At 68.6% G+C, this 25,621-nt stretch carries 3 protein-coding genes; all 3 read right to left on the bottom strand.

The window, feature by feature from the left end:
* Positions 1 to 903 precede the first annotated feature (903 nt).
* The 3 genes from RN02_RS27060 to RN02_RS27050 all read right to left on the bottom strand — a co-directional run bounded on the left by RN02_RS27060 (position 904) and on the right by RN02_RS27050 (position 25,612).
* Positions 904 to 10,101, bottom strand: coding sequence for an Ig-like domain-containing protein (locus RN02_RS27060; protein WP_043318253.1), 9,198 nt, complete (start codon positions 10,099 to 10,101; stop codon positions 904 to 906).
* 1,063 nt (positions 10,102 to 11,164) lie between these two features.
* Positions 11,165 to 14,239: an Ig-like domain-containing protein gene (locus RN02_RS27055; protein ID WP_043318251.1), complete on the bottom strand. Its 3,075-nt coding sequence runs from the start codon at positions 14,237 to 14,239 to the stop codon at positions 11,165 to 11,167.
* Between the two features lie 267 nt (positions 14,240 to 14,506).
* Complete coding sequence (locus tag RN02_RS27050) at positions 14,507 to 25,612, bottom strand: Ig-like domain-containing protein (protein ID WP_043318249.1); 11,106 nt, start codon at positions 25,610 to 25,612, stop codon at positions 14,507 to 14,509.
* Positions 25,613 to 25,621 lie beyond the last annotated feature (9 nt).

Raw genomic sequence — 25,621 nt, 5'->3', positions numbered from 1 at the left:
AGGGGGGGAGGGGGGGAGCCTCGGCGCCCCCATGGGGAGCGGTGTTCTGGCCGGCGGCTCCAGGGGCGCATGGTCGTGGCGTGTCCCGCGTTCGTGGGAGTGACGAGGGGGCTGGGAGTTTCAGGATGACTCCGAATTCACCGCTCGCTCCGAACGGCCCCCTCTCCCGCTTGCGGGAGAGGGCTGGGGAGAGGGTGCTCTTTTGCAGAGCCTCAACCTTTGTCCCGACCTCAATCCCCGTCATTCCAGCGCAAGCGCTGTTCGCGATGGAGCCGCGTCCCGCGTTCGCGGGAATGACGAAGTAGAAGAATGGTGCCTGATTTCAACTCCGCTCAGGGCAAGCCCCCTCTCCCTTCAGGGAGAGGGCTGGGGAGAGGGTTGCGGACATCAACACACCTCCGGAGTTGAACTTGACGCCGTTGTTCGCAAATGGAGTTCTGTCGGAACGGCTTGGCGTGGCTTCGAAGAGCGCCCTCTCCCTAACCCTCTCCCTGAAGGGAGAGGGGACCGTTGGGCAGGGTCGGGTATTCTGGAGTCAGCCGGCAGCTCCAGCGGTTTCCAGCTGAAACCATTTCCTCTCTCGGCACGGACAGCCCCCTCTCCCTCCGGGAGAGGGTTGGGGTGAGGGCAACGGACTTCGCCGATGCTCCATCATTGAACCTCCGTCCGCCGGCCAACCATGGCGATGGGTATCGCTTCGCTCAACCCATCCTACGACAGTATTTTCCCAGCGCCGGTAGGAGCGGGCTCTGTCCGCGATTCGCGCGCAGGGCGCGCGCCTACAGGCCAGCTCGATAATGGGCGCAGCGTGTTTTTCAGGCGAAAAAAAACGGCACGGGCTTGCGCCCATGCCGCCTGAAAACCGGGCCGCCCGGCGCCGAAGCGCCGGACGGGCCGGGTCGGTCAGACCAGTTGCTGCTGTTGCAGCGCCAGCAGGTCCTGTTTCACCAGCATGCTGTCGGGCACTGGCGCCTCGGCTGCCGGCGGGGTTGCCGCCACGCCCGGAGCCTGTGCCCCGGCCGGTGCCTGCAGCAGGCCCTGCAACGACAGCGGCTGCGCTTGCGCGACCGGCTCCTGGTGCAGTTCCAGCGCCGCGAACAGCCCGGCCATCAGCGCTTCCTCGCCCCCCAGGGGCTCGGCCAGCACCTGCGGTTGCAGCACGCTGTCCTCGAGGAAGATGGTGAACGGACCGGTGGGCGCCAGCCCTTCGGCCTCGGCCACCAGGCTCACGGAACCGTCGGGGTTGGCCAGAAGGCTCAGGTCGCTGGTGGTGATGTACCAGTAACCATCCTCATCCACCGTCTGCGAGCCCACCGCTACGCCGTTGGCATAGAGCGTCACTGTGGTGCCCAGCGGCGAGGAACCCTTGACCGTCAGAGTCACGTCCTCGGTGAAGTCCTCCTTCTGCAGGTAGACGCCAGCGACGTCGTCGCGCACGTTGATGATCGACGGGTCGGCAGCGATCGGCAGGGCGATGGTGAAGTCCCAGGGCTCGCTGAGCGGGCCCACGTTGCCGGCTTCGTCCACCGCGCAGGCCTGCAGGCTGTGCTTGCCCGACTGCAGCGGCAGGCGCGGTTCGAACGCCCACTCCAGGGTGGTCTGGTTGACCGTGGCCGAGCCGAGGAACTTGCCATCGTCGTAGACGTACACGTACTTCACGCCGAAGGTGTCGACCTGGCCATAGAAGTTCGGCCAGGGGTCGTCGGTCTTCCCGCCCTTCGGCACATCGCCCCAGTCCGTCTCGGGGTTCGGTCCGATCATGTCGTACAGCCCCAGGTTGGTGACACGGCCCGGTGCGGTGACATCCACGGTGAAGTTCCAGCCGACGCTACGCTCGCCTTCGTTGCCGGCCTCGTCCACGGCGGCGGCGCTGAAGCGGTGCACGCCTTCGTAAAGCGCCTCCTCCGGCGTGAAGCTCCAGTTGCCCTCGGCGTCCACCGAGACACTGGCGATCAGCAGGCTGCCGTCGTAGATGTTCACCCACTTGGCGCCGATGGCCTGGCCGCTGAAGGTAGGCGTCGCGTCGTTGGTCAGGCCGCTCTGCTCGATGGTGCCGGTGATCAGCGGCTCGTCGTCGACCAGGTCCAGAGCCGTGACGGCCTCCGGTGCCTGGGTGTCGACGGTGAAGCTCCACTCCAGGCTTTCGCTCGGCGTGCCGCTGGCGGTTTCGGCCACCAGGCTCAGGCTGTACTCGCCGTCGGCCAGTTCCGGCAGCTCGAACTGCCAGTTGCCGTCGCCATCGACCAGTGCGCTGCCCAGCAGCGTCTGGCCGTCATGGATGAGCACCCGCACCGCGCCGTTGCCGGCCGTGCCGGAGAGCATCGGCTGGGCGTCGTTGGTCAGCCCGCCCTGGGCGATCTCGCCGAGGATGCCTTCGACATCGTCGTAGACCGAATCGAGGCTGAGGGTCGGCACCTGGGCCTGCACCGTGAAGTCCAGCGACTCGCTGGGCTCGCTGGCATTGCCGGCCGGATCGGTGACTACCACGCTGAGGCTGTGGTCGCCCTCCTCCAGCGGCTGCTCGGGAGTGAATTCCCACTGGCCGTTCTCGTCGATCACGACCGTGCCGATTACCTCACCGTTGTCGAGGATGCTGACGGTGTCGCCCGGCTCGCCCGAACCACTGAGGGTCGGCTGGGTTTCGTCGGTCACGCTGCCCGGCTCGATGGGACCGGTGATGGCGCCGGTGTTGTCCTCGGCGGTCACCATGCCCGGCTGTTCCGGCGCGGTGGTGTCGAGGATGACGCTGACCGCAGCGGTCTCTTCGCTGTGGCGACCAGCCGGGTCCTGCGCCTTGGCGGTGATGGCGTGCTCGCCATCGCCGGCCAGCGGCAGTTCGGCGCTCCAGTTGCCCTGTTCATCGGCGGTGGTGCTGGCGACCAGTTCACCGTTCACGTACAGCAGTACGAGGTTGCCGGCATCGGCGCTGCCGTTGACGGTCAGGCTGGTGTCGTCGGTGACATCGCCATCGTTCAGCAGGCCGGTGACCGAGCCCAGGTCGTCGCGGATTTCATCGATGACCGGCAGCTGCGGCAGCGGGGTTTCCTCGCCCACCACGGTGAAGCCGATGCTGTCGCTGGCCTCGCCCACTTGGCCAATGGCGTTCACCGGACGGGCGGAGATGCTGTGCTCGCCGCTCTCCAGTTCCGGCGCCTGGAAGCTCCAGTTGCCGTCGCCGTCCACCAGGGCGGTGCCCAGCAGAGTCTCGCCATCGTAGATTTCCACCCAGGCGGCTTCGCCTTCGACATGGCCCTGTACCAGCGGCGCGGCGTCGTCGGTGGAGTCACCGTTGACGATGGCGCCGGTGACGGGATCGACGTCGTCGATCAGCTCGATACGGTCGATGACCATGGCCGGTACGCTGCTGTCGACGCTGAAGTCCAGGGACTCGCCCGGCTCGCTGGCATTGCCGGCTGGGTCGGTGACTACCACGCTGATGCTGTGGTCGCCCTCCTCCAGCGGCTGCTCGGGAGTGAATTCCCACTGGCCGTTCTCGTCGATCACGACCGTACCGATCACTTCACCGTTGTCGAGGATGCTGACGGTGTCGCCCGGCTCGCCCGAACCGCTGAGGGTCGGCTGGGTTTCGTCGGTCACGCTGCCCGGCTCGATGGGACCGGTGATGGCGCCGGTGTTGTCCTCGGCGGTCACCATGCCCGGCTGTTCCGGCGCGGTGGTGTCGAGGATGACGCTGACCGGTGCAGTCTCGTCGCTGTGGCGACCGGCTTCATCCTGCGCCTTGGCGGTGATGGCGTGCTCGCCATCGCCGGCCAGCGGCAGTTCGGCGCTCCAGTTGCCCTGCTCGTCGGCCACCACGCTGGCAGCCAGTTCGCCGTCGACGTACAGCAGCACCAGATCGCCCGCGGCAGCGCTGCCGTTGACGGTCAGGCTGGTGTCGTCGGTAACGTCGCCGTCGTTCAGCAGGCCACTGACCGAACCCAGGTCATCGAGGATTTCGCTGATGACCGGTGCCTCCGGCAGGGCGACCTCCGGGCCCACCACTTCGAAGCGGATGCTTTCGCTGGCTTCGCCGGTCTTGCCGAGGGCGTCCACCGGTACGGCGCTGAAGGCGTGCTCGCCGCTTTCCAGCTCCGGCGCCTGGAAGCTCCAGTTGCCCTGGACGTCCACCGCGGCGGTGCCCAGCAGGGTTTCGCCGTCGTAGACCTCCACGTACTTCGCCTCGCCTTCGACATGGCCCTGCAGCAGCGGCGTGGTGTCGTCGGTCTTGTCGCCATCGGCGATCAGGCCGGTGAGCGGACCGAAGTCATCCACCAGCTCGATGCTGTCGATGACCAGGTTGGCCGCCGCGGTGTCCACGGTCAGTTCGAACGGACGGGTCGGCTTGCTTTCGTTGCCCGCGACATCGCTGGAAGTAACGGTCAGGCTATGGGCGCCATCGGCCAGTTCCGGCAGTTCCAGGCTCCAGTCGCCGTTCTCGTCGGCGAGGGTGCTGCCGACCAGGACGTCATTGTCATAGACCTTGACCAGGCCGTTGGGCTCGGCCTCGCTGCCCTGCAGGGTCGGGGTGGCGTCGTCGGTGGTGTCGCCGCTGGCCAGCGCGCCCTGGATCAGGCCGGCGTTGTCCAGCACGGCGTCGAGGATCGGACGGTCCGGGGCATCGGTGTCGATCAGCAGGCTGAACTCGGCCTGGGCGGTGGCGCCGGTGACGCTCTGCACCTCGGCGGTGTAGTGGTGCTCGTCGTCGGATTGTCCCACCGACAGGCGCAGGCTCCAGTTGCCTTCGGCATCGGCGACCACACTGCCGAGAACGAGCCCGGCCTCGGAGATGATCACCAGCGCGCCCGCGGTAGCGGTGCCCACCAGAGTCGGCTGCCGGTCATTGGTGATGCCGCCGTTGGCCACCTCGCCAGTGATGCTCTCGACCTGATCGAGGGCCATGTCGATGGTGACGAACACGGGCGTGGAATCCACCACGAAGTCCAGGGCCTCGCTGGGTTCGCCGACGTTGCCGGCGGCGTCGGTGATGACCACGCTGATGCTGTGGTCACCGTCCTCCAGCGGCTGTTCCGGGGTGAACGTCCAGTTGCCGTTCTCGTCGACGGTGGCGGTGCCGATCTCCTCGCCGTTGTCGAGGATGCTCACGGTATCGCCCGGCTCGCCCGAGCCGCTGAGGGTCGGCTGGGTTTCATCGGTCACGCTGCCCGGCTCGATGGGCCCGGTGACGGGGCCGGTGCTGTCCTCGGCGGTCACCATGCCCGGCTGTTCCGGCGCGGTGGTGTCGAGGGTGATGGAGACCGGGGTGGTCTCGTCACTGTGACGGCCGGCTGCATCCTGCGCCTTGGCGGTAATGGCGTGTTCGCCATCGCCGGCCAGCGGCAGCTCGGCGGACCAGTTGCCCTGCTCGTCGGCCACCACGCTGGCGGCCAGTTCACCGTTCACGTACAGCAGCACGAGGTTGCCGGCTGCGGCGCTGCCGTTGACGCTCAGGCTGGTGTCGTCGGTGACGTCGCCGTCGTTCAGCAGGCCGGTGATCGAACCCTGGTCGTCGCGGATTTCGTCGATGACCGGCGGCTGCGGCAGATCGGTTTCCTCACCCACCAGGGTGAAGGCGATGCTGTCGCTGGCTTCGCCGACCTGGCCGATGGCGCTCACCGGGCGGGCGCTGATGCTGTGCTCGCCGCTCTCCAGTTCCGGCGCCTGGAAGCTCCAGTTGCCTTCGGCGTCCACCAGGGCGGTGCCCAGCAGGGTTTCACCGTCGTAGATTTCCACCCAGGCGGCTTCGCCTTCGACATGGCCCACCACGGTCGGGGTGGCGTCGTCGGTGGAGCTGCCGTTGGCGATGGCGCCGACTACCGGACCGAAGTCGTCCTGCAGTTCGATGCGATCGATGACCATCGGCGCCACGCTGCTGTCGACGCTGAAGTCCAGGGATTCGCTCGGCTCGCTGGCGTTGCCGGCCGGGTCGGTGACCACCACGCTGAGGCTGTGGTCGCCCTCCTCCAGCGGCTGCTCGGGAGTGAATTCCCACTGGCCGTTCTCGTCGATCACGACCGTGCCGATTACCTCACCGTTGTCGAGGATGCTGACGGTGTCGCCCGGCTCGCCCGAGCCGCTGAGGGTCGGCTGGGTTTCGTCGGTCACGCTGCCCGGCTCGATGGGACCGGTGATGGCGCCGGTGTTGTCCTCGGCGGTCACCATGCCCGGCTGTTCCGGCGCGGTGGTGTCGAGGATGACGCTGACCGGTGCAGTCTCGTCGCTGTGGCGACCGGCTTCATCCTGCGCCTTGGCAGTGATGACCTGTTCGCCATCGCCGGCCAGCGGCAGTTCGGCGGTCCAGTTGCCCTGTTCATCGGCGGTGGCGCTGGCGACCAGTTCACCGTTCACGTACAGCAGCACCAGGTTGCCGGCATCGGCGCTGCCGTTGACGGTCAGGCTGGTGTCGTCGGTGACGTCGCCGTCGTTCAGCAGGCCGCTGACCGAGCCCTGGTCATCGAGGATTTCGCTGATGACCGGTGCGTTCGGCAGGGCGACCTCCGGGCCCACCACTTCGAAGCGGATGGTTTCGCTGGCTTCGCCGGTCTTGCCGAGGCTGTCCACCGGTACGGCGCTGAAGGCATATTCGCCGCTTGCCAGCTCCGGCGCCTGGAAGCTCCAGTTGCCCTGGGCGTCCACCGCGGCGGTGCCCAGCAGGGTTTCGCCGTCGTAGATTTCCACGTAGGCGGCATTCGTCCCTTCGACGTGGCCCTGCAGCAGCGGCGTGGTGTCGTCGGTCTTGCCGCCGTCGGCGATAAGGCCCTGGACCTCGCCGAAGTCGTCGACCAGCTCGATGCTGTCGATGACCAGGTCGGCCACCGCGGTGTCCACGGTCAGTTCGAACGGACGGGTCGGCTTGCTTTCGTTGCCCGCGACATCGCTGGAGGTGACGGTCAGGCTATGGGCGCCATCGGCCAGCTCCGGCAGCTCCAGGCTCCAGTCGCCGTTCTCGTCGGCGAGGGTGCTGCCGACCAGGGTGCCGTTGTCGTAGACCTTGACCAGGCCGTTGGGCTCGGCCTCGCCGCCCTGCAGGGTCGGGGTGGCGTCGTCGGTGGTGTCGCCGCTGGCCAGCGCGCCCTGGGCCAGGCCGGCGTTGTCCAGCACGGCGTCGAGGATCGGGCGGTCCGGGGCATTGTTGTCGATCACCAGGACGAAGTCGGCCTGGGCGAACTCGCCGGTGGCGCAACGGACTTCCGCGGTGTAGGTGTGGGGTCCTTCGGACTGGTTACGGTCCAGGGTGATGTTCCAGTTGCCCTCGGCGTCGGCGACCGCGCTGCCGAGCACCAGCCCGGCCTCGGAAAGGACCACCAGCGCGCCGGCGGTGGCGGTGCCCACCAGGGTCGGCTGCAGGTCATTGGTGATGCCGCCGCTGGCCACGTTCTCCAGGCCCGGCTCGACGTCGTCCAGGGCGTGGTCGATGCTCACCTGCGGCGCCTCGCTCCAGACGCTGAATTCCAGCGCGTCGCTGGGCTCGCTGAGGTTGCCGGCGGCGTCCTGGGCCTGCACGGTGATGCTGTGCGAACCGTCGGCCAGCGGCGGCTCGGGGGTGTAGCTCCAGTTGCCCTGGGCGTCGGCCACCACGCTGCCCAGGGGCATGCCGTTGTCGCTGATGATGACCGTGGAGCCCGGCTCGGCCTGGCCGCTGAATTCCGGGGTGTTGTCGTTGGTGGCGCCATGCTGGGTGATCGGGCCCTGCACCACGCCTTCGTTGTCGTCGGCGCCCACCTGTTCCGGCTTGTCCGGCGCGGTGGCGTCGAGGGTGATGGATACCGGAGCGGTTTCGTCGCTGTTGCGGCCGGCATCGTCCTGGGCCTTGGCGGTGATGACCTGTTCGCCATCGCCGGCCAGCTGCAGTTCGGCAGTCCAGTTGCCCTGCTCGTCGGCCACCACGCTGGCGGCCAGTTCGCCGTTCACGTACAGCAGCACGAGCTTGCCGGCTTCGGCGCTGCCCTTGAGCGACAGGCTGGCGTCGTCGGTGAGGTCGCCATCGTTCAGCAGGCCGGTGAATGTGCCCTGGTCGTCGAGGATTTCATCGATGACCGGCAGTTGCGGCAGCGGCGTCTCGTCACCCACCAGGGTGAAGCCGATGCTGTCGCTGGCTTCGCCCACTTGGCCAATGGCGTTCACCGGACGGACCGAGATCGCGTGTTCGCCGGAAGCCAGCTCCGGCGCCTGGAAGCTCCAGTTGCCTTCGCCGTCCACCGCGGCGGTGCCCAGCAGGGTTTCGCCGTCGTAGACCTCCACGTACTTCGCCTCGCCTTCGACATGGCCCTGCACGAGCGGGGTGGCGTCGTCGGTGGAGCTGCCGTTGGCGATGGCGCCGACTACCGGACCGAAGTCGTCCTGCAGTTCGAGATGGTCGATGACCATGGCCGGTACGCTGCTGTCGACGCTGAAGTCCAGGGACTCGCTGGGTTCGCTGGCATTGCCGGCCGGGTCGGTGACCACCACGCTGATGCTGTGGTCGCCCTCTTCCAGCGGCTGTTCCGGGGTGAATTCCCATTGGCCGTTTTCATCGACCACGACAGTGCCGATCACCTCGCCGTTGTCGAGGATGCTGACGGTGTCGCCCGGCTCGCCCGAACCGCTGAGGGTCGGCTGGGTTTCGTCGGTCACGCTGCCCGGCTCGATGGGGCCGGTGATGGCGCCGGTGTTGTCCTGGGCATCCACCATGCCCGGCTGTTCCGGCGCGATGGTGTCGAGGGTGATGGACACCGGGGCGGTTTCGTCGCTGTGGCGACCGAAGTCGTCCTGGGCCTTGGCGATGATGACATGCTCGCCATCGCCGGCCAGCGGCAGTTCGGCAGTCCAGTTGCCGTTTTCGTCGGCGACTGCGCTGGCGGCCAGTACCCCACCGACATACAGCAATACGAGGTTGCCGGCCTCGGCGTGGCCCTTGAGCGACAGGCTGGTGTCGTCGGTGACGTCGCCGTCGTTCAGCAGGCCGCTGACCGAGCCCTGGTCGTCACGGATTTCCTCGATGACCGGCGGCGACAAGGGCGGCACATCCGGCCCGGCCACTTCGAAGTCGATGGAGGCACTCTTGCCATAGTTCTCGGCGGCGTCCAGCGGGAAGACTTCGAAGCGATGCGCGCCGGAAGCCAGTGCGTCCGGGGTGTACTCCCAGTTGCCCTGCTCATCCACCGGCACCCGTGCCAGGACGTTGCCGTCGAGGCGGATTTCCACCCACTTGACGCCGTTGGCGGCAGCGTTCGCCACCTGGCCCTCGAGCCTCGGGGTGGTGTCGTCGGTCTTGCCGCCGGCGGCGATGACCCCGGTGACCGGGCCGAAGTCGTCGTGCAGGGTGAAGCTCACCACGGCATCGTCACCGGGCGGGGTCATGTCGAGCGTCAGTTCCAGTTGCTGGAAGGGCTTGTACTGCCCCCCTTCGGTATGCACGTTGCCGGCAGCATCGATCATGAAGAACTTGAGCGTATAGTCCCCCTGCTGCTCCGCCAGGCCCTCTGGCCAGTCACAGCGCCAGGAGCCATCACTGCCGATCTCGGCCGTGACAGTGACGAGTTGCGTGCCATAGTGAATTTCCAGCAGTACGGCATACATGTCCGCTACGCTGGCCTGGCCGGCGAACTTGCCCACGAAGCTCGGCTGCGCGTTGGCCTGCACCTGGCCACCGTCCATCGTCAACGGGCGCTCGCCGGCCAGCACTTGCAGGGGCTCTTCCAGCTCGACCGGCTCCGGCAACTGGCTATCGAAGGTCACCCGGTAGGGGTCGGAATCGACGCCGTCGACGGTGATGTAGAAATCGACCACGCCATCCTGGAACGGCATGTCGATGTCCAGGGCCCAGGTGCCGTTCTTGCGTACCACGGCGCTGCCCAGTTCCTGCACCTCACCGGATTCGAGAACGACGCGGATGAACACTTCCTGGCCCGGCGTGAGGTCCTTGCCCTTGAAGGTCGGCGTCTTGTCGTTGGTATATCCGCCCGACTCGACCACGCCCTTGAGCGTGCCGATATCGTCCTCGATGAGGAATTGGGGCTTGTCCGCACGCGGCGCGGGCGCGCCCTGTCCGGCGGATGCGTCCTGTGCAAAGGGCAGGCTGGCCTGCGGCCGGTCCTGATCGTCGTTCCAGTTCTTGTCGGTCATGCGCCGAGACTCCTTCAAATCGTCAATTGGCAGTCATCGCCACCCGGTGTGCGGGAGGCTGAAATCAGCGGGCAACGAACGCCGGCGCCGCCGGCGATGCCCCACCGGCGATCCTAGGCAAATCGCCAGCGACCTCCCTTCAGGAATCCCTTAAAGGCCGGGGCATTCAGGTGGATGTCTGAGGGGTGGGTGGAAGCACGGCGTGGCGGTACCCTGCCCCGTTTGCGGGGAGGGTTGGGGGGCGGAGTGCAGGTTTGGCGATGGAGTAGCGGCGGAGTCCGTTGCCCTCACCCCAGCCCTCTCCCGGAGGGAGAGGGGGCTGTTCGTGCCACCAGAGCGTCCGGCGTGGCCGGTGAATCCAATCGGATTTCCGACGGGGTTGCGACAGAGGTTGGGGCTCTGCAAAGAGCACCCTCTCCCCAGCCCTCTCCCGCAAGCGGGAGAGGGGGCTGTCCTGAGCGAAGGGAGAATCCTGAGTCATCCTGAAACACCTGCCCCCCACCTCGTCATTCCCGCGAACGCGGCAACCCAGTGACTGCGGGGTTCGCGAGCAAGCTCGCTCCTACGAAGAGCAAAAGCGCGTTTGCTCTTGGACTTCCAGAGAAATAGCCGAGCGCACCGGAGTGCCCCTTCAGAAGGCCGAGCGAAACCGGCGCTCAGGAGGTCATGCGACATGGATGTCGCGAGAGCCCCGATGGGCTACAGGGACGTACCCTCGGGGCGGGCCTCCGTGGCGGGGGAGTTCGTGAGGGTAGCCCGACTCTGTCGGGCCCGTATGTCGGGGCAAGCCTTTTTGGTTCCTTTTTGCGGGGGTGGCCTTCCACCGATTGACAAAAGGGACTCGCCCGAGGGGGCGAAACAAGAAACATCCGAGCACTCGGAGCGGCGCGCTACACCAAACCCCCAACCCAAAAGTCTCTGGGTTATTCCCCTTCGGGCCAGCGCACGCGAAGGGCAAGCCCTCACAAGGCCCGGAAAGCGCCCGCCGCGAACAAAAAAGGGCGCGAACCCAAGGTTCGCGCCCTTCGTGACGAACCCCGCCGCGGGCGGCGGGAGCCGGGCGTCAGAGCACCAGTTGCTGGCTGTGCTGCAGGCCGAGCAGGTCGAGGCGCTCGCCCGACGACAGCGGCGCGAAGACCTCGCCGGTGGGCTCGGTGATGTCCCGGGGCCCATCAGCCTCCAACTGGAACTGCCGCGGCAGCCGGATATCGGTCAGCAACCCGGCCAGGTCCGGCTCGGGGCCGGCCGGCAGCGCGCCCCCCGTGCCCACGGCCAGGCCGAGCACCTGCTGGATCAGCCCGGCGCCCTCGCCCTCCGCCACGCCCGGCTCCTGCGGTTCGTCCAGCGCCGATGACAACGAACGCAACTGCTCCGGCGCGGCGGGATCCTCCAGGTAGATGGGGTATGCCCCAGTGGGCGCCGGGCGGTCGCCACCCTCGTTATAGGAAGAGGCATAGAGGAACTTCATGCCATAGCCGCCATACTGGGCCAGGTCGTCGGACTCGATCTGCCAGTGGCCCTTCGCATCGATCACGGCCGAGCCCACCAGGTAGGCGGTTCCCAGATTCAGCGCGCCGCCCTCCAGTTGCAGGTAGAGCTCCATGACATCACCGGGACGCCCGGTGCCACGCACCACCGGCGTGCTGTCGTCGGTGAAGTCTTCCTTCTGCAGGGCGCCCTGTTCGGCACCGTAGTCGTCCCGGACGCCGGTGATGCTCGGTTCCAACGACGGCGGCACGTAGGTTTCATAGGACCAGGCGTCGCTCAACGGGCTCTCGTTGCCTGCCGCGTCCACCGCGATGACCTGCAGGCTGTGCTGGCCTATGCCCAGCGACGAGACGGGGGTGAAGGACCAGGTGCCGTCCGCGTTGACCGTGGCGGTTCCGATCGGCATGCCCTTGTCGAAGAGCTTCACGTAAGTCGCATCGCCACCCTCGACGCGGCCGCTGATCTCCGGCCAGAAATCGTCGGTCACGCCATTGGGTTCGATGTCGCCGTGCTGGCCCCCGAGGTTGTCGTAGACCCGCTCGATGACCGGCCGGGCCGGCGCCTGGGTGTCCAGGACGATCTCCACCACCTCGCTGCGCGGGCCGCTCGGCCCGCCGGCGCTGGCCTGGTCGGCGCTGATGCGCTTGGCGCCATCGGCGCCCAGGTCGGCGATGGCGATTTCCCACTTGCCGTCCTCGCCCACGGTCACGCTGCCCACGGCCTGGTCGTCGACGTACAGGGTCAGCAGGCTGCCCGGCACGCCGCTGCCGCCGACGATGGGACTGCGGTCGTTGGTGCTGTCCCCGGGTTGCAGTTCGACCACCAGCGGCTCCTGGTCGTCCTGGACCCAGTCGATGCTTGGCGCCTCGGGCGCATCGGGAAGCTCCAGGGTGAAGTCCCAGGGTTCGCTCTTGGCGCTGCGGTTGCCGGCGGCGTCCTGCAGTTCCACCTGGAACTGGTGGGCGCCCGCCGCAAGATCGCTTTCCAGGGGGAAGCTCCATTTGCCCGCGGTGACGGTGGCGCTGCCCAGCAGCGCGCCGTCGAAGTAGATGAAGGCCAGCACGGCATCGCTGTCGGCGCCGCAGTCGCCAATCACTTCGGGACGCGCGTCGTCGGTCACGCCGCCCTTGGCGATCTCGCCCGTCACCTCGCCGATGTCGTCGATCAGTTGCAGCCACTCGTGCCCTTCAGGCAGCACGGGCGGCAGCAGATCGGCCGGGTCGGTGATGGTCGGCGGGCTGACGTTGCCCGCGGGGTCGGTAATGGTGACGCTACCGGTCTCGCCGTTCTCCAGCGGGTTTTCCGGGAATTCCCAGTTGCCGCTTTCATCGACGATGGCCGTGACGGTGCTGCCGTCCGGTAGCTCGACGGTGACGATGCCTTCCGGCTCGCCGGTGCCGCCCAGGCCGTTGCCGTTATTCTCGGTGACTACGGGCGGTTCCGGCGCAACCACGTCGGCCGGCTCGGTGACGGTCGGCGGGCTGACGTTGCCCGCGGGGTCGGTAATGGTGATGCTGCCGCTTTCGCCGTTCTCCAACGGGTTCTCCGGGAATTCCCAGTTGCCGTTTTCATCGACGATGGCGGTCACGGTGCTGCCGTCCGGCCGCTCGACGGTAACGATGCCTTCCGGCTCACCGGTACCGCCCAGGCCATTGCCATTGTTCTCGGTGACCACCGGCGGCTCCGGCACTTCCAGGTCGGCCAGACCGGTATCGACGCTGCCGCTGGAGTTGCCGGCCGGGTCCACTTCCACCAGCGAGCCCGACTCGCCATTGCCCAGCGGGTTTTCCGGGAAGCTCCAGTTGCCGTTCTCGTCCACGACGGTGGTGACGGTGCTGCCATCGGGCTTGGTGAGGATGATGGTGTCGCCCGCCTCGCCGGTGCCGGACAGGCCATTGGCGTTGTTCTCGCTGACGACTGGGTCCTTCGGCGGCGTCAGGTCCGCCGGGCCGGTGTCCACCGCCGGGCTGGCGCCGTCGCCGTTGGACGCGGTGACGCTGCCGGACTGGCCGTCCTCCAGCGGGTTGGGCAGGAAGCTCCAGGTGCCATCGGCATTGGTGGTGGCGGTCTCGGTGCTGCCGTCCGGGCGGGTCAGGGTGATCAGGCTGCCGGGCTCGGCGGTGCCGGTCAGGCCCTGCTGGTTGTTGAACAGGATCTGCGGCGCGCCCGGCGCCTGTCCTTCCGGCAACGGGCCCACCGAGCGCGGGCTGCCGCCGCCACCGCCGTCGCGCTGGGTGAGCATGTTGCCCACGCCGATGGCGCCCAGCCCCGCCGCCGGCACCAGCAGGCCGAAGGCGACGTTGTGGTCGTCCGACTGCAACGCCAGCAGTTCGTCGACGGAGTCCAGGCGCGTCAGTTCCATGCCGTCCCACGGCTCTTCGTAGCCGGCCTGCCACAGCTGGCCGTCCGGCGCCTGCAGCACCAGGTCGTTGTGTACGCCATCGAAGCCCTGGAAGAAGTTCTCGACGGTGATGACCTTGCCGGTCTTCAGGCGCACCAGCAGGTGGTCGCCGTTGCGGCTGAGGGATTGGACGTCCTCCGGCGCCGCGGCGATCTTCACCACGCCGGGCCGCGACAGGCTCAGGGGGCCATTGCCGGTCACGGGGGTCACCTGCCCCGAGCTTTTCGCGATCAGTTCAATTGCGTCCATCTGGTAATTTCTCCCCGAAGTGAATGAAGTGACATCGCCCATGCGCCATGGGTACTCGCCACGAACCGCGGGCAGACTAGAGCAGCGGGCCGGCGCATGGGTTAGGAAACTCCCTAAAGCCGTAGGAACTTCGCCGCCCGGGACGGGCTTTTAGGAAATCCCTCAAGCCGCCCGCTGTTTTTCGGACTCGGGCCGGCGCGCCGGCCGCAATGAAAAACGGCGCGAACGAGGTTCGCGCCGCAGGTGGGAGCCAGCGCGCCGGGCCGCTCAGACCACGTACAGGCCCTCCTGGATCAGCAGGTGCGCATAGGACGCGCTCTTCGAGGTGTAGACGTCGTAGGTGACGGCGCCCTCGGTGACCTGCTGCGCCTGCCGAACCCAGTCCGCGAGGTCGATGTCGACGCTGTCGACCACGCCGTTCTGGCCGCTGTCGCCGGTGATCCTCAGGCTGTGCCGGGCCTCGCCGTCGGGCTCGGTGACCTTCAGCAGGTCGGCCAGGCTCAGCGTCAGCGACTGGCTCAGCCCTTCGCTCAGGCGGATGGCCTCGATGCCCTCCAGCCTGTCGGCGACCTGGCCCAGGTCCAGCGCATTGCGCGAGGCCCAGACCAGGATGTCGTATCCGGCGCCGCCGTCGATGTGGGCGAAGCCGGTGCCGTCGATGAGGATGACGTCGTTGCCCTCGCCGCCGCTGGCGGTGGTGTAGCCGCGGGCGTCGAGCATGTCGTCGGCGGCAGTGCCCACGGCGTCGGAGACCGGCAGGTAGTCGACGTGGGTGGCGCCGCCCTCGGCCACCGCCGGGGCCAGCCCGAGGGTCTCGTCCAGGTCCACCAGGCGGCCCTTGACGGCGCTGCCGCTGCCATCGCCGACGCCGCTGTCGGTCCAACTGACGAACAGCTTGCCGCTGTCGAGGAAGGTGGCGTCGACCTGCGTCTGGTCGCCGCTCACCAGTTGGTTGATGTGCAGTTCCTGGCCGACCTTGCGCCCGGCATCGTCGAAGAACTGGGCGTACACGCCATAGCTGCCGGAGCCCGGCGCCGCCTCGCTGCGCGACACGTAGACCACCACGAAGCCGCCGCCCTCGCGGGCCACCACCATGGGCTCGGACTGGTCGCCGGTGGTGCTGTTGGACACCAGGAACTCGCTGCCCAGCGCCGCGCCGGTGGCGTCGAAGATGCGCCCCCAGGTGCTGGTGCCGGACTGGTCCGGGCCGCTGTGGTCGTTGGAATCCCAGGTGACGATGAAGTTGCCGTTGGCCAGCCTCGACACCGCCGGCGAGGACTGCTTGTTGGCCGAGGTCTGGTTGGCGCGGATTTCCTCGCCCAGCAGCCCGGTCGCCGGGTCGTAGAGGCGGAAGTAGGACTCCACCCCCGCTGCGCCGCCGATGTCGCGGTTGTAGGCGATCACCACGGTGCCGTCCAGCAGGGTCGCCAGGGATGCCGCGTCCGGCCCCGCCGTGGTGTGGTAGGTGGCGTCGCCCACCAGCCGGTCGCCGCCCACCGGCGAGCCATCGGCGGCGTACTGGCGCATGAATATCTGCCACTTGCCACTGGTGCCGCTGATGTTGGCGCTCCAGCTGACGATGTAGCCGCCGTCTTCCAGCGCGGTGATGCTGGAGAAACGCTGCTGGCCGACGTCGTTGACGTTGACCCCGGACTCGCCGCCCTGGGGCTGCGCGCCGCTGATGTTGCCGTCGAGGTCGTAGGTGTAGCCGAACTTCTGCTGCATGATCGCGTCGCTGCCACCGGCATGGCTGGTCCAGCTGACCACGAAGCTGCCGTCGGCCAGCACCGCCACCGCCGGCTTGCCCTGGAAGTCGCCGGTCGTGGCGTTGACCACGAACTCGCCGCCCACCGGCATGCCGGCGGCATCGAACAGCTGGGCCATGATGCAGTCGCTGGAATCATCGCCCGTGGCCGATTCCCAGACGACGATGAAGCCGCCGTTGGGCAGGCTCGCGGTGGCCGGATGGTCCTGGGCGCCGCTCAGGGTGCCGTTGACGCGAAACTCGGAGAAATAGCCGGCGTCGATGTCGATCACCGTGCCCTCGATGCCCCAGCCGCTGCTGTCGGACTTGTCGCTCTGCCAGGTCACGTAGACGTTGCCGTCGGCCATCAGCGTCGCATCCAGCACGTTCGAGCCGGCCTCGTTCGAAGCCTGGTTGCCATCGGTGGTCGGGTTGACCAGGAACTCGCGGCCGACCTTGTTGCCCTGGGCGTCGTAGCGCTGGGCGAAAACCGCCGAACCGCTGCCGTCGCCGCCGGCCGCCCCCCAGATGACCAGGTAGCCGCCGTCGTCCAGCGCCACCGCGGTGGGCTTGTACTGGTCGCCGGCGATGCCGGTGTTGACGCGCACGTCGCCCGGGCCGATCAGTTGCACGGCGCCGGTGGCCGGGTCGACGCTGTAGTGCGCCATGTAGACGTCGAAGCCGCTGCTACCCGGCGGGTTGCCTTCCCAGACCACCACGAAGCTGCCGTCCTTGAGGACGATCACGTCCGGGTTGTTCTGGTCGTTGCCGGCGCCGGCGTTGACCTGGAAGTTGCTGCCCAGCGCGGTGCCGTCGGCCGCGTGGAGCTGGCCGATGACGCCGGTGCCGGAGGCATCGCCCGGGCCATTGCGGCCGCTCCACACGGTCACGTACATGCCCTGGTGCGCGGCATCGCCGAACACCGCCATGGCCGGAGCGCCCTCGGCGCCATAGGCCTGGCCGCTGCCCGCCAGCACATCGCCGGTGAGTGACTGGTTGTCGGCATCGAAGGTGCGCTGCGCCACCAGGTCGGTGGAGCCGGAGTCGGGGTTGCTCGTCCAACTGATGGTGTAGCCGCCGTCCGGGTGCGCCACAGCGCTGGGGTGGCGCTGGTCGCCGGCAGTGCCCAGGTTGACCGCGAACTCGTCGGTCAGCGGCGTTCCGTCGGCGCCATAGCGGCGCGCCATGATGCCGTCGCCGCTGGTGTCCGGGCCCGCCTGCCAGGACTCCCAGACCACCAGGTAGCCGCCATCGGCCAGGGCCACCACCTGCGGGCCGTCCTGGTCGCCGCTGTTGCGCTGGTTGACCTGCTGCTCGCTGCCGACGCGGGTCACCCCGTCGGCCTCGAACAGCTGCATGAACACGTCGGTGCCGGTGCCGCTCTGCCAGACCACGATGATCCGGCCATCGGCCAGGGTCGCCGCGCTCGGGTTGGTCTGCGGGCCGGCCTCGGTGCTGTTCACTTCCACGGTGTGGCGGTCCAGTTGGTAGTCGGCCAGGGCCGCGCCCTGGATGGCCACCGCCGGCGCCTGGTGGCCGGCCCCGTCATGGGCCGACAGGCTGCCCTGCTCGCCCTGGGCCAGCGGGTTGGGGTAGAAGTCCCAGCGGCCGTACTGGTCGGCGACCACCGTGTGGCTGACGCCCTGGGCGTCGACCACGCTGACGGTCGCCCCCGGCTCGGTGCGCCCGCCCAGACGCTCGGCGCTGTTGGTGTCCAGGCCGACGCTGAGCACGCTGATCTGCGGCGGGCTGGCCGGCACGTAGTCGAGGCCGGTGGCGCCCTCGCCCAGCGGCGGCGGCGGAATCAGCCCGAGGCTCTCGTCGAGGTCCACCAGGCTGCCCTTGATGGCGCTGCCGTTGCCATCGCCGACGCCATTGTCGGTCCAGCTGACGAACAGCTTGCCGCTGTCGAGGAAGGTGGCGTCGACCTGAGTCTGGTCGCCGCTCACCAGTTGGTTGATGTGCAGTTCCTGGCCGACCTTGCGCCCGGCAGCGTCGAAGAACTGCGCGTAGATGCCCCAGGTGCCGGCGCCCGGCGCCGCGTCGGTGGCCGACTGGTAGACCACGACGAAGCTGCCGTCCGCGCGCGGCACCACCACCGGCATGGCCTGGTCGCCCAGGGTGCTGGTGCTGAGCAGGAACTCGTTGCCCACCGGCACGCCGGCGGCGTCGAAGATGCGCCCCCAGATGCCGTAGCCGGACTGGTCCGGGCCGCTGTGGTCGTTGGAATCCCAGGTGACGATGAAGTTGCCGTTGGCCAGCCCCGACACGCTGGGCGAGGCCTGGCTGTTGGCGGTGGTCTGGTTGGCGACGATCTCGGGCCCGAAGCTCTGGGTGTTCGGATCGTAGATGCGGAAGTAGGCGTCGCCGCCGCCGAGGTTGCGCGCGTAGGTGAACACTACGCGGCCATCGGCCAGGGTGCTGATGGAGGCGCCGATGATGTCGCTGGTGTAGTGGGTGGCGCTGACCAGCAGGTCGCCGCTGGCCGGCGAGCCGTCGGCGTCGTACTGGCGGGCGTAGATGCGCCAGCCGCCGCCCTCCCAGGACTTCCAGCTGAGCATGTAGCCGCCATCTTCCAGCGCGGTGATGCTGGAATAGCGCTGGCTGTCGGCATCGTTGAGGTTGACCCTGGACTCGCCGCCCTGGGGCTGCGCGCCGCTGATGTTGCCGTCGAGGTCGTAGGTGTAGCCGAACTTCTGCTGCATGATCGCGTCGTTGCCGCCGGCGTAGCTGGTCCAGCTGACCACGAAGCTGCCGTCGGCCAGCACCGCCACCGCCGGCTTGCCCTGGAAGTCGCCGGTGCTGGTGTTGACCACGAACTCGCCGCCCAGCGGCATGCCGCTGGCATCGAACAGCTGGGCCATGACGCAATCGTTGGAACCATCGCCCGAGGCCGACTCCCAGACCACCACGAAGCCGCCATTGGGCAGGCTCGCGGTGGCCGAATGGTCCTGGGCGCCGCCGAGGGTGCCGTTGACGCGGAATTCGGAGTAGTAGCCGGCGTCGATGTCGATCACCGTGGCCTCGATGCCCCAGCCGCTGTTGTCGGCCTTGTCGCTCTGCCAGGTCACGTAGACGCTGCCGTCGGCCATCAGGGTGGCGTCCAGCAGGTTCTTCATGTCGACGTTGTCGCCGGCCCAGCCCTGGTTGCCCTCGGTGGTCGGGTTGACCAGGAACTCGCGGCCCAGCTTGTGGCCCTGGGCGTCGTAGCGCTGGGCGAAGATCGCCGAGCCGCTGCCGTCGCCGCCGGCCGAGCCCCAGATGACCAGGTAGCCGCCGTCGTCCAGCGCCACCGCGGTGGGCTTGTACTGGTCGCCGGCGATGCCGGTGTTGACGCGCACGTCGCCCGGGCCGATCTGCTGCACGGCGCCGGTGGCCGGGTCGACGCTGTAGTGCGCCATGTAGACATCGAAGCCGGTGCTGCCCGGCGGGTTGCCCTCCCAGATCACCACGAAGCTGCCGTCCTTGAGGGTGATCACGTCCGGGTAGTCCTGGTTGTTGCCGGTGCCGGCGTTGACCTGGAAGTTGCCGCCCAGCGCGGTGCCGTCGGCCGCGTGGAGCTGGCCGATGACGCCGGTGCCGGAGCTGTCGCCCGGGCCGTTGCGGCCGCTCCACACGGTCACGTACATGCCCTGGTGCGCGGCATCGACGAACGCCGCCATGGCCGGCGCGCCCTCGGCGCCATAGCCGGTGCCGCTGCCCACCACCACGTCACCGCCGAGCGGCTGGTCGTCGGCATCGAAGCTGCGCTGGACGATCCTGTCGGTGGAACCGCCATCGGGATCGCTGATCCAGGAGATGGTGTAGCCGCCGCCCGGGTGCGCCACCACGGAGACCGACAATTGGCCGCCGGCGGTCAGCTGGTTGACGGCGAATTCGTCGGTCAGCGGGCTGCCATCGGCGCCGTAGCGACGCGCCATGATGCCGTCGTTGCTGGTGTCCGGGCCGGCCTGCCAGGACTCCCAGACCACCAGGTAGCCGCCATCGGCCAGGGCCACCACCTGCGGGCTGTCCTGGTTGTAGCTGCTGCGCTGGTTGACCTGCTGCTCGCCGCCGATGCGCGTCACGCCATCGGCCTCGAACAGCTGCATGTAAACCTCGGCATTGTTGCTGGCGGTATCGCCGCCCTGCCAGACCACCGCTATCCTGCCGTCGGCCAGGGTGGTGACGCTGGGGTTGGCCTGCGGGCCGGCCTCGGTGGTGTTCACCTGGCTGGTGTAGCGCGTGAGGTCGTAGCTGGCCAGCACGTCGCCCTGGATGACGATGGGTTGCGATTGGTTGCCCGCCGCGTCCGCCACCGAGATGCTGCCGTCCTCGCCCCGGCCCAGCGGGTTGGGCTGCAGGCTCCAGCGGCCGTTCTGGTCGGCGGTGACGCTGTGCGCCGTGCCGGCCTTGTCGATCACCGTGACTGTCGCCCCCGGCTCGGTCTGCCCGGCCAGTTGCTCGGCGGTGTTGATGTCCAGGCCGACGTTCGGCGCCAGGGTATCGATCACGAACAACCAGGGCGCGCTGGGCTCGGTGACGTTGCCCACCGCGTCGGTGAGGGTCGCGGTGAGCGCGTGCGGGCCGTCGGCCAGCGGCTCTTGCGGGGTGAAGCTCCAGTTGCCGGTCTCGTCCACCAGCGCCGAGCCGAGCGCCTCGCCGTTGTCGTAGACCAGCACCAGCGAGCCCGGGGCGCCGCTGCCGGAAATGCTCGGCGTGGCGTCGCTGGTGAGGTTGCCGCAGACCTGGCTGGTGAAGGCCTCGGTCTGCAGCGCCAGCAGTTGCGGGGCTTCCGGCAACGCGGTGTGCAGCGCCACCGGGAAGTCCTCGCTGGGCGTCTCGCTCATCTGCCCCGAAGGGCTTTGCGAGCTGGCCCAGAAGTATTTCATGCCGTCGCCGCCGAACTGGGCAAGGTCGCCGGTGGCCAGGCTCCACTCGCCGTTGGCGTCGATGACGGTGGAGCCCAGCAGTTCGCTGGGCGCCTGCAGGTCGTCGCTCAGGCGCACGTAGAGGAACAGGGTGGCGCCGGCGCTGCCGGTGCCGCTGAGGTTCAGGCTGACGTCGTCGGTGCTGGCGCCCTTGTCGAGGTCGCCCTGCTGCGGGCCGAAGTCGTCCTGCACGCGGGTGATGCGCGGCGTCTCGGGCAGCGTGGTGTCGACCACGAAGTCCCAGGCCTCGCTGCGCGGGCCGAGGTTGCCGGCGGCGTCCAGCGCCTCGGCCTGGAAGCTGTGCGCGCCATCGGCCAGCGGCGGCTGCGGCTCGAAGCGCCAGTTGCCGGCTTCGTCCACGCTGGCCGTGCCGATCAGCTCGCCGTTGTCGTAGATGCGCACCAGCACGGCGCCGCCCTCGACATGGCCGCTGTAGGTCGGCGTGGCGTCGTTGCTCGGCTCGCCCTGGGCGATGTCGCCGAAGGCGCCGCCTTCCACGTCGTCGAGCAGTGCCAGGTCGGTGATGGCGCCCGGCGCGGTGGTGTCGACCACGAAGCTCAGCGCCGGGCCCTGCGCGCTTTCGTTGCCGGCGGTGTCGGTGGCCGAGGCGCTGATCGCGTGCTCGCCTTCGGCCAGCGGGGTTTCCGGCTTGTAGCTCCAGTTGCCGTTGGCGTCGACGATGGCGCTGCCGATCGGGCTGCCGTTGTCGTGGATGGTGATGAGGTCGCCGGGGTTGGCGCCGCTGCCGCTGATCACCGCGGCGCTGTCGTCGCTGGCGGCGCCCGCCTCCAGGGCGCCCTGCTGCGTGCCGACGTTGTCGGTCACCACGACCAGCGCCGGGGCGTCCGGGGCCTGGGTGTCGATGGTCAGTTCGAAGCGGGTGCTGGCCTCGTTGCCGTTGGCGGCGGTGGCCAGGATGTCGTAGACGTGGCTGCCGTCGGCCTGCTCCGGCAACTCCAGGCTCCACTGGCCGGCGGCGTCGGCGAGCACCGAGCCGAGCAGCGTCGAGCCGTCGAGGATGCTGACGATGGCGCCGGCGCTGGCGGTGCCGGCCAGGCTCGGGCGGTTGTCGTCGGTGAGTGCCTTGTCGGCCAGGTCGCCCTGCTTGGCGCCGACGTTGTCGCTGGCCTTGATCACGCTGACACTGATGGGCGCGGTGTCGACGCTGAACGCCAGCGCCGGGCCGGGCTCGCTGGCGTTGCCGGCGGCATCGGCGACCTGCGCGCGGATGCTGTGCTCGCCATCGGCCAGCGGCTGGGCCGGGGTGAAACTCCAGTCGCCATTGGCGTCGGCGGTCACGCTGCCGAGCACCTCGGCGCCATCGAAGAGAGTGACGATGGCCCCGGCCTCGGTCCTGCCGGAGAACACCGGCAGGGCGTCGTCGGTGACGCCGTCGGCGGCGATCGGGCCGCGGACCAGGCCCTGGTCGTCAGTGGCCACTACCACTTCCGCGGACGCCGGCGCGCTGCCGTCGATGGTCAGGCTGAATTCGGCGCTGCCGCTGTTGGCGCCGTTGGAGACGCTGGCGGTATAGCTGTGTTCGCCGTCGGCCTGTTCCGGCAACTGGAAACTCCAGTTGCCCTCGGCATCGGCGCTGACGCTGCCGATCTCGACGCCGCCCGCGGAGATGACCACGAGCGCGTCGGCGAGGGTCTTGCCGACCAGAGTCGGGGTGGTGTCGTTGGTCAGGGCGGCGTTGCTCAGGCTCTGGGTTTCGCCCACGTCGTCGATGGCCGCCTCGATGCTGACCACCACGTCGCTGGTGTCGACCAGGATCGTCAGCACGTCGCTCGGCTCGCTGACGTTGCCGGCCGCGTCGCTGGCGCTCACGCTGATGGCGTGCTCGCCGTCGGTGAGCGGCTGCGCCGGGGTGAAGCTCCAGTTGCCGTCGCCATCGACCGTGGCGGTGCCCAGCACCTTGTCGCCGTCCTTGATGGTGATGACGCTGCCCGGCTCGGCGTTGCCGCTGAAGGTCGGGGTGGAGTCGTCGGTCACGCCGTTGTCGATGGGGCCGGTGACGTCGCCCTGGTTGTCGACGGCGAGGATCGCGCCGGGTTTCTCCGGCGCGCTGCCGTCGATGGTCAGTTCGAAGCGGGTGCTGGCGCTGTTGGCGCCGTTGCTGGCGGTGACGCTGTAGAAGTAGCTGCCATCGGCCTGCGCCGGCAGCTCCAGGCTCCAGGCGCCGGCGGCATCGGCCACGACCGAGCCGAGCACGCTGGCGCCGTCCGTGACGGTGACCAGGGCGCCGGCGGTGGCGCTGCCCACCAGGGTCGGCGTGCGGTCGTCGGTCACCGCGCCGGTGCCCAGCTCGGCGGTCAGGCTGCCGGCATCGTCCAGCGCCTTGGCCACGCTGACCTGTAGCGGCCGGGTGTCGACCACCAGCACCAGCGCCTCGCTGGGCTCGCTGGCATTGCCGGCGGCATCGGTGACTAGGGTGCTGATGCTGTGCTCGCCCTCCCCCAGCGCCTCGGCCGGGGTGAAGCTCCAGTTGCCGTCGCCGTCGACGATGGCGGTGCCCAGCACGTTGTCGCCATCCTTGATGGTGACGGTGGCGCCCGGCTCGGCGCTGCCGCCGAATGTAGGGGTGCTGTCGTCGGTCACGCCGCCGGCGATGGGGCCAGTGACGGCGCCGACGTTGTCCAGGGCACTCGGCGCGTCCGGGACGGCCGGCGCGCTGGTGTCCAGCAGGATGTCGAAGCCGCCGGTGGCCGGGCTCCATTGCCCGGCCGAATCCACGGCCTTGGCGGTCAGGGTCTTCAGGCCGTCGGCGCCGAGGTCGGCCAGGTCGATCGACCAGTTGCCCTCGGCGTCGGTGGCGACGCTGCCGACCTCGCTGCCATTGACGTAAAGATGCACCACGGTGCCCGGCTCGGCTGTGCCCTTGGCGGTCGGGCTGCGGTCGTCGGTCTGCGCGCCCGGCTGCAGGTGGCCGCTGGTGATCGGCGCCTGGTCGTCGATGACGTGTTCGATGGAGGGCGCAGCCGGCGGCGTCAGCTTGAGGCTGAAGGGCCAGTCGGCGCTCTTCGGCCCTTCGTTGCCGGCGGCATCCACCAGCGCGGCCTGGAAGTTGTGCTCGCCGGCCAGCAGCGGCAGCGCCGGCTCGAAGCTCCACTGGCCGTCGCTGACGCTGGCGCTGCCGATCAGCACGCCGTTGTCGTAGACGTTCACGCTGACGATGTCGGCCGGTACGCCGCTGCCACCGAAAGTCGGCCTGGCATCGTCGGTCACGCCGCCGCGGACGATCTCGCCGGTGACGCTGCCGGCGTCGTCGAGCAGGCTCAGCGAGCCGCCCTCCTCCGGCAGCTCGACGGGCGCGAGGGTGTCGACGGTGAAGCGCCAGCCGTCGGCCGGCAGCATCGCGCTGACATTGCCGGCGGCGTCCATCGCGCTGGCCTGCAGGTTGTGCTCGCCATCGGTCAAAGGCTGGGTGGGAATGAAGCTCCAGCTGCCGTCGGCGGCGACCAGGCTGCTGCCGATCAGCTCGCCGTTGTCGTAGATGTTCACCAGCACGGCATCGCCGCCGACCAGTTGGCCCTTGAACTCGGGCTGGTCGTCGTCGGTATGGCCGCCCTGGGCGATAGGCCCGGTGATGGCGCCGACATCGTCGATCAGGCTGAGGCCCGCCTCGGCCTGGGAGATATCGGGGGCGGAGGTATCCGCGGGTTCGGTGATGGTTGGTGGGCTGACGTTGCCCGAGGGGTCGGTGATGGTGATGCTGCCGGACTCGCCGTTTTCCAGCGGGTTTTCCGGAAACTCCCAGTTGCCGTTTTCATCGACGACGGTCGTGACGGTGCTGCCATCCGGCAGCTCGACAGTGACGATGCCTTCCGGCTCGCCAGTGCCGCTCAAGCCATCGCCATTGTTGTCGGTGATGACCGGCGGTTCCGGTGCAATGACGTCGGCCGGTTCGGTAGTAGTCGGCGGGCTGACGTTGCCCGAGGGGTCGGTGATGGTGATGTTGCCGGACTCGCCGTTTTCCAGCGGGTTTTCCGGGAACTCCCAGTTGCCGTTTTCATCGACGACGGTCGTGACGGTGCTGCCATCCGGCAGCTCGACAGTGACGATGCCTTCCGGCTCGCCAGTGCCGCTCAGGCCATCGCCATTGTTGTCGGTGATGACTGGCGGTTCCGGCGCGATCACGTCGGCCGGTTCGGTCACGATCGGCGGGCCGACATTGCCCGGGGGCTCGGTGATGCTGCCGCTCTCGCCGTTTTCCAGCGGACTCTCCGGAAATGCCCAGTTGCCGCTCTCATCGGCGACGGTGGTAACGGTGCCGCCGTCCGAGCCACCGCCGCCACCGCCGCCTCCCGCCGCTGCGGCCAGGCCGCCGACACCCAGGGCGCCGAGGCCGGCAAGCGGCAGCACGCCGAAGACGGCGTAAGTGTCGTCGCTGCGTTCCGCCAGCAGTTGCTCGATGGAGTCCAGCTCGGTGGTCACCCAGGGCTCGTTCTGGTCCGCCAGCCACAGCTCGCCGCCGGGGGCCTCCAGCACCAGGTCGTGGCGCACGCCGTTCACGGCCTGGAAGAAATTGTCAATATTGATGACTTCGCCGTTCTTCAAACGGATCACCAGGCTGTCGCCATTTCGGCCGATGGACTGGATGCTGTCGGGCGCGGCCGCGATCTTCACCACGCAAGGGTGCGCCAGCGACAACAGGTTCTTGCCGCTGACATCGGTAACCTGCCCCGAACTTTTCGCAATCAGTTGAATTGCGGCCATGTGAGCTCC

The sequence above is a fragment of the Pseudomonas sp. PI1 genome, from assembly GCF_000812405.1.
GTDB classification, from domain to species: Bacteria; Pseudomonadota; Gammaproteobacteria; order Pseudomonadales; family Pseudomonadaceae; genus Pseudomonas; species Pseudomonas citronellolis.
This window is presented reverse-complemented; position numbering and strand designations above follow the sequence as displayed.

What these genes read in the sequence shown, in the direction of transcription:
- RN02_RS27060 (WP_043318253.1), bottom strand. Translation starts at nt 10,101, where the DNA reads ATGACCGACAAGAACTGGAACGACGATCAGGACCGGCCGCAGGCCAGC.
- RN02_RS27055 (WP_043318251.1), bottom strand. Translation starts at nt 14,239, where the DNA reads ATGGACGCAATTGAACTGATCGCGAAAAGCTCGGGGCAGGTGACCCCC.
- RN02_RS27050 (WP_043318249.1), bottom strand. Translation starts at nt 25,612, where the DNA reads ATGGCCGCAATTCAACTGATTGCGAAAAGTTCGGGGCAGGTTACCGAT.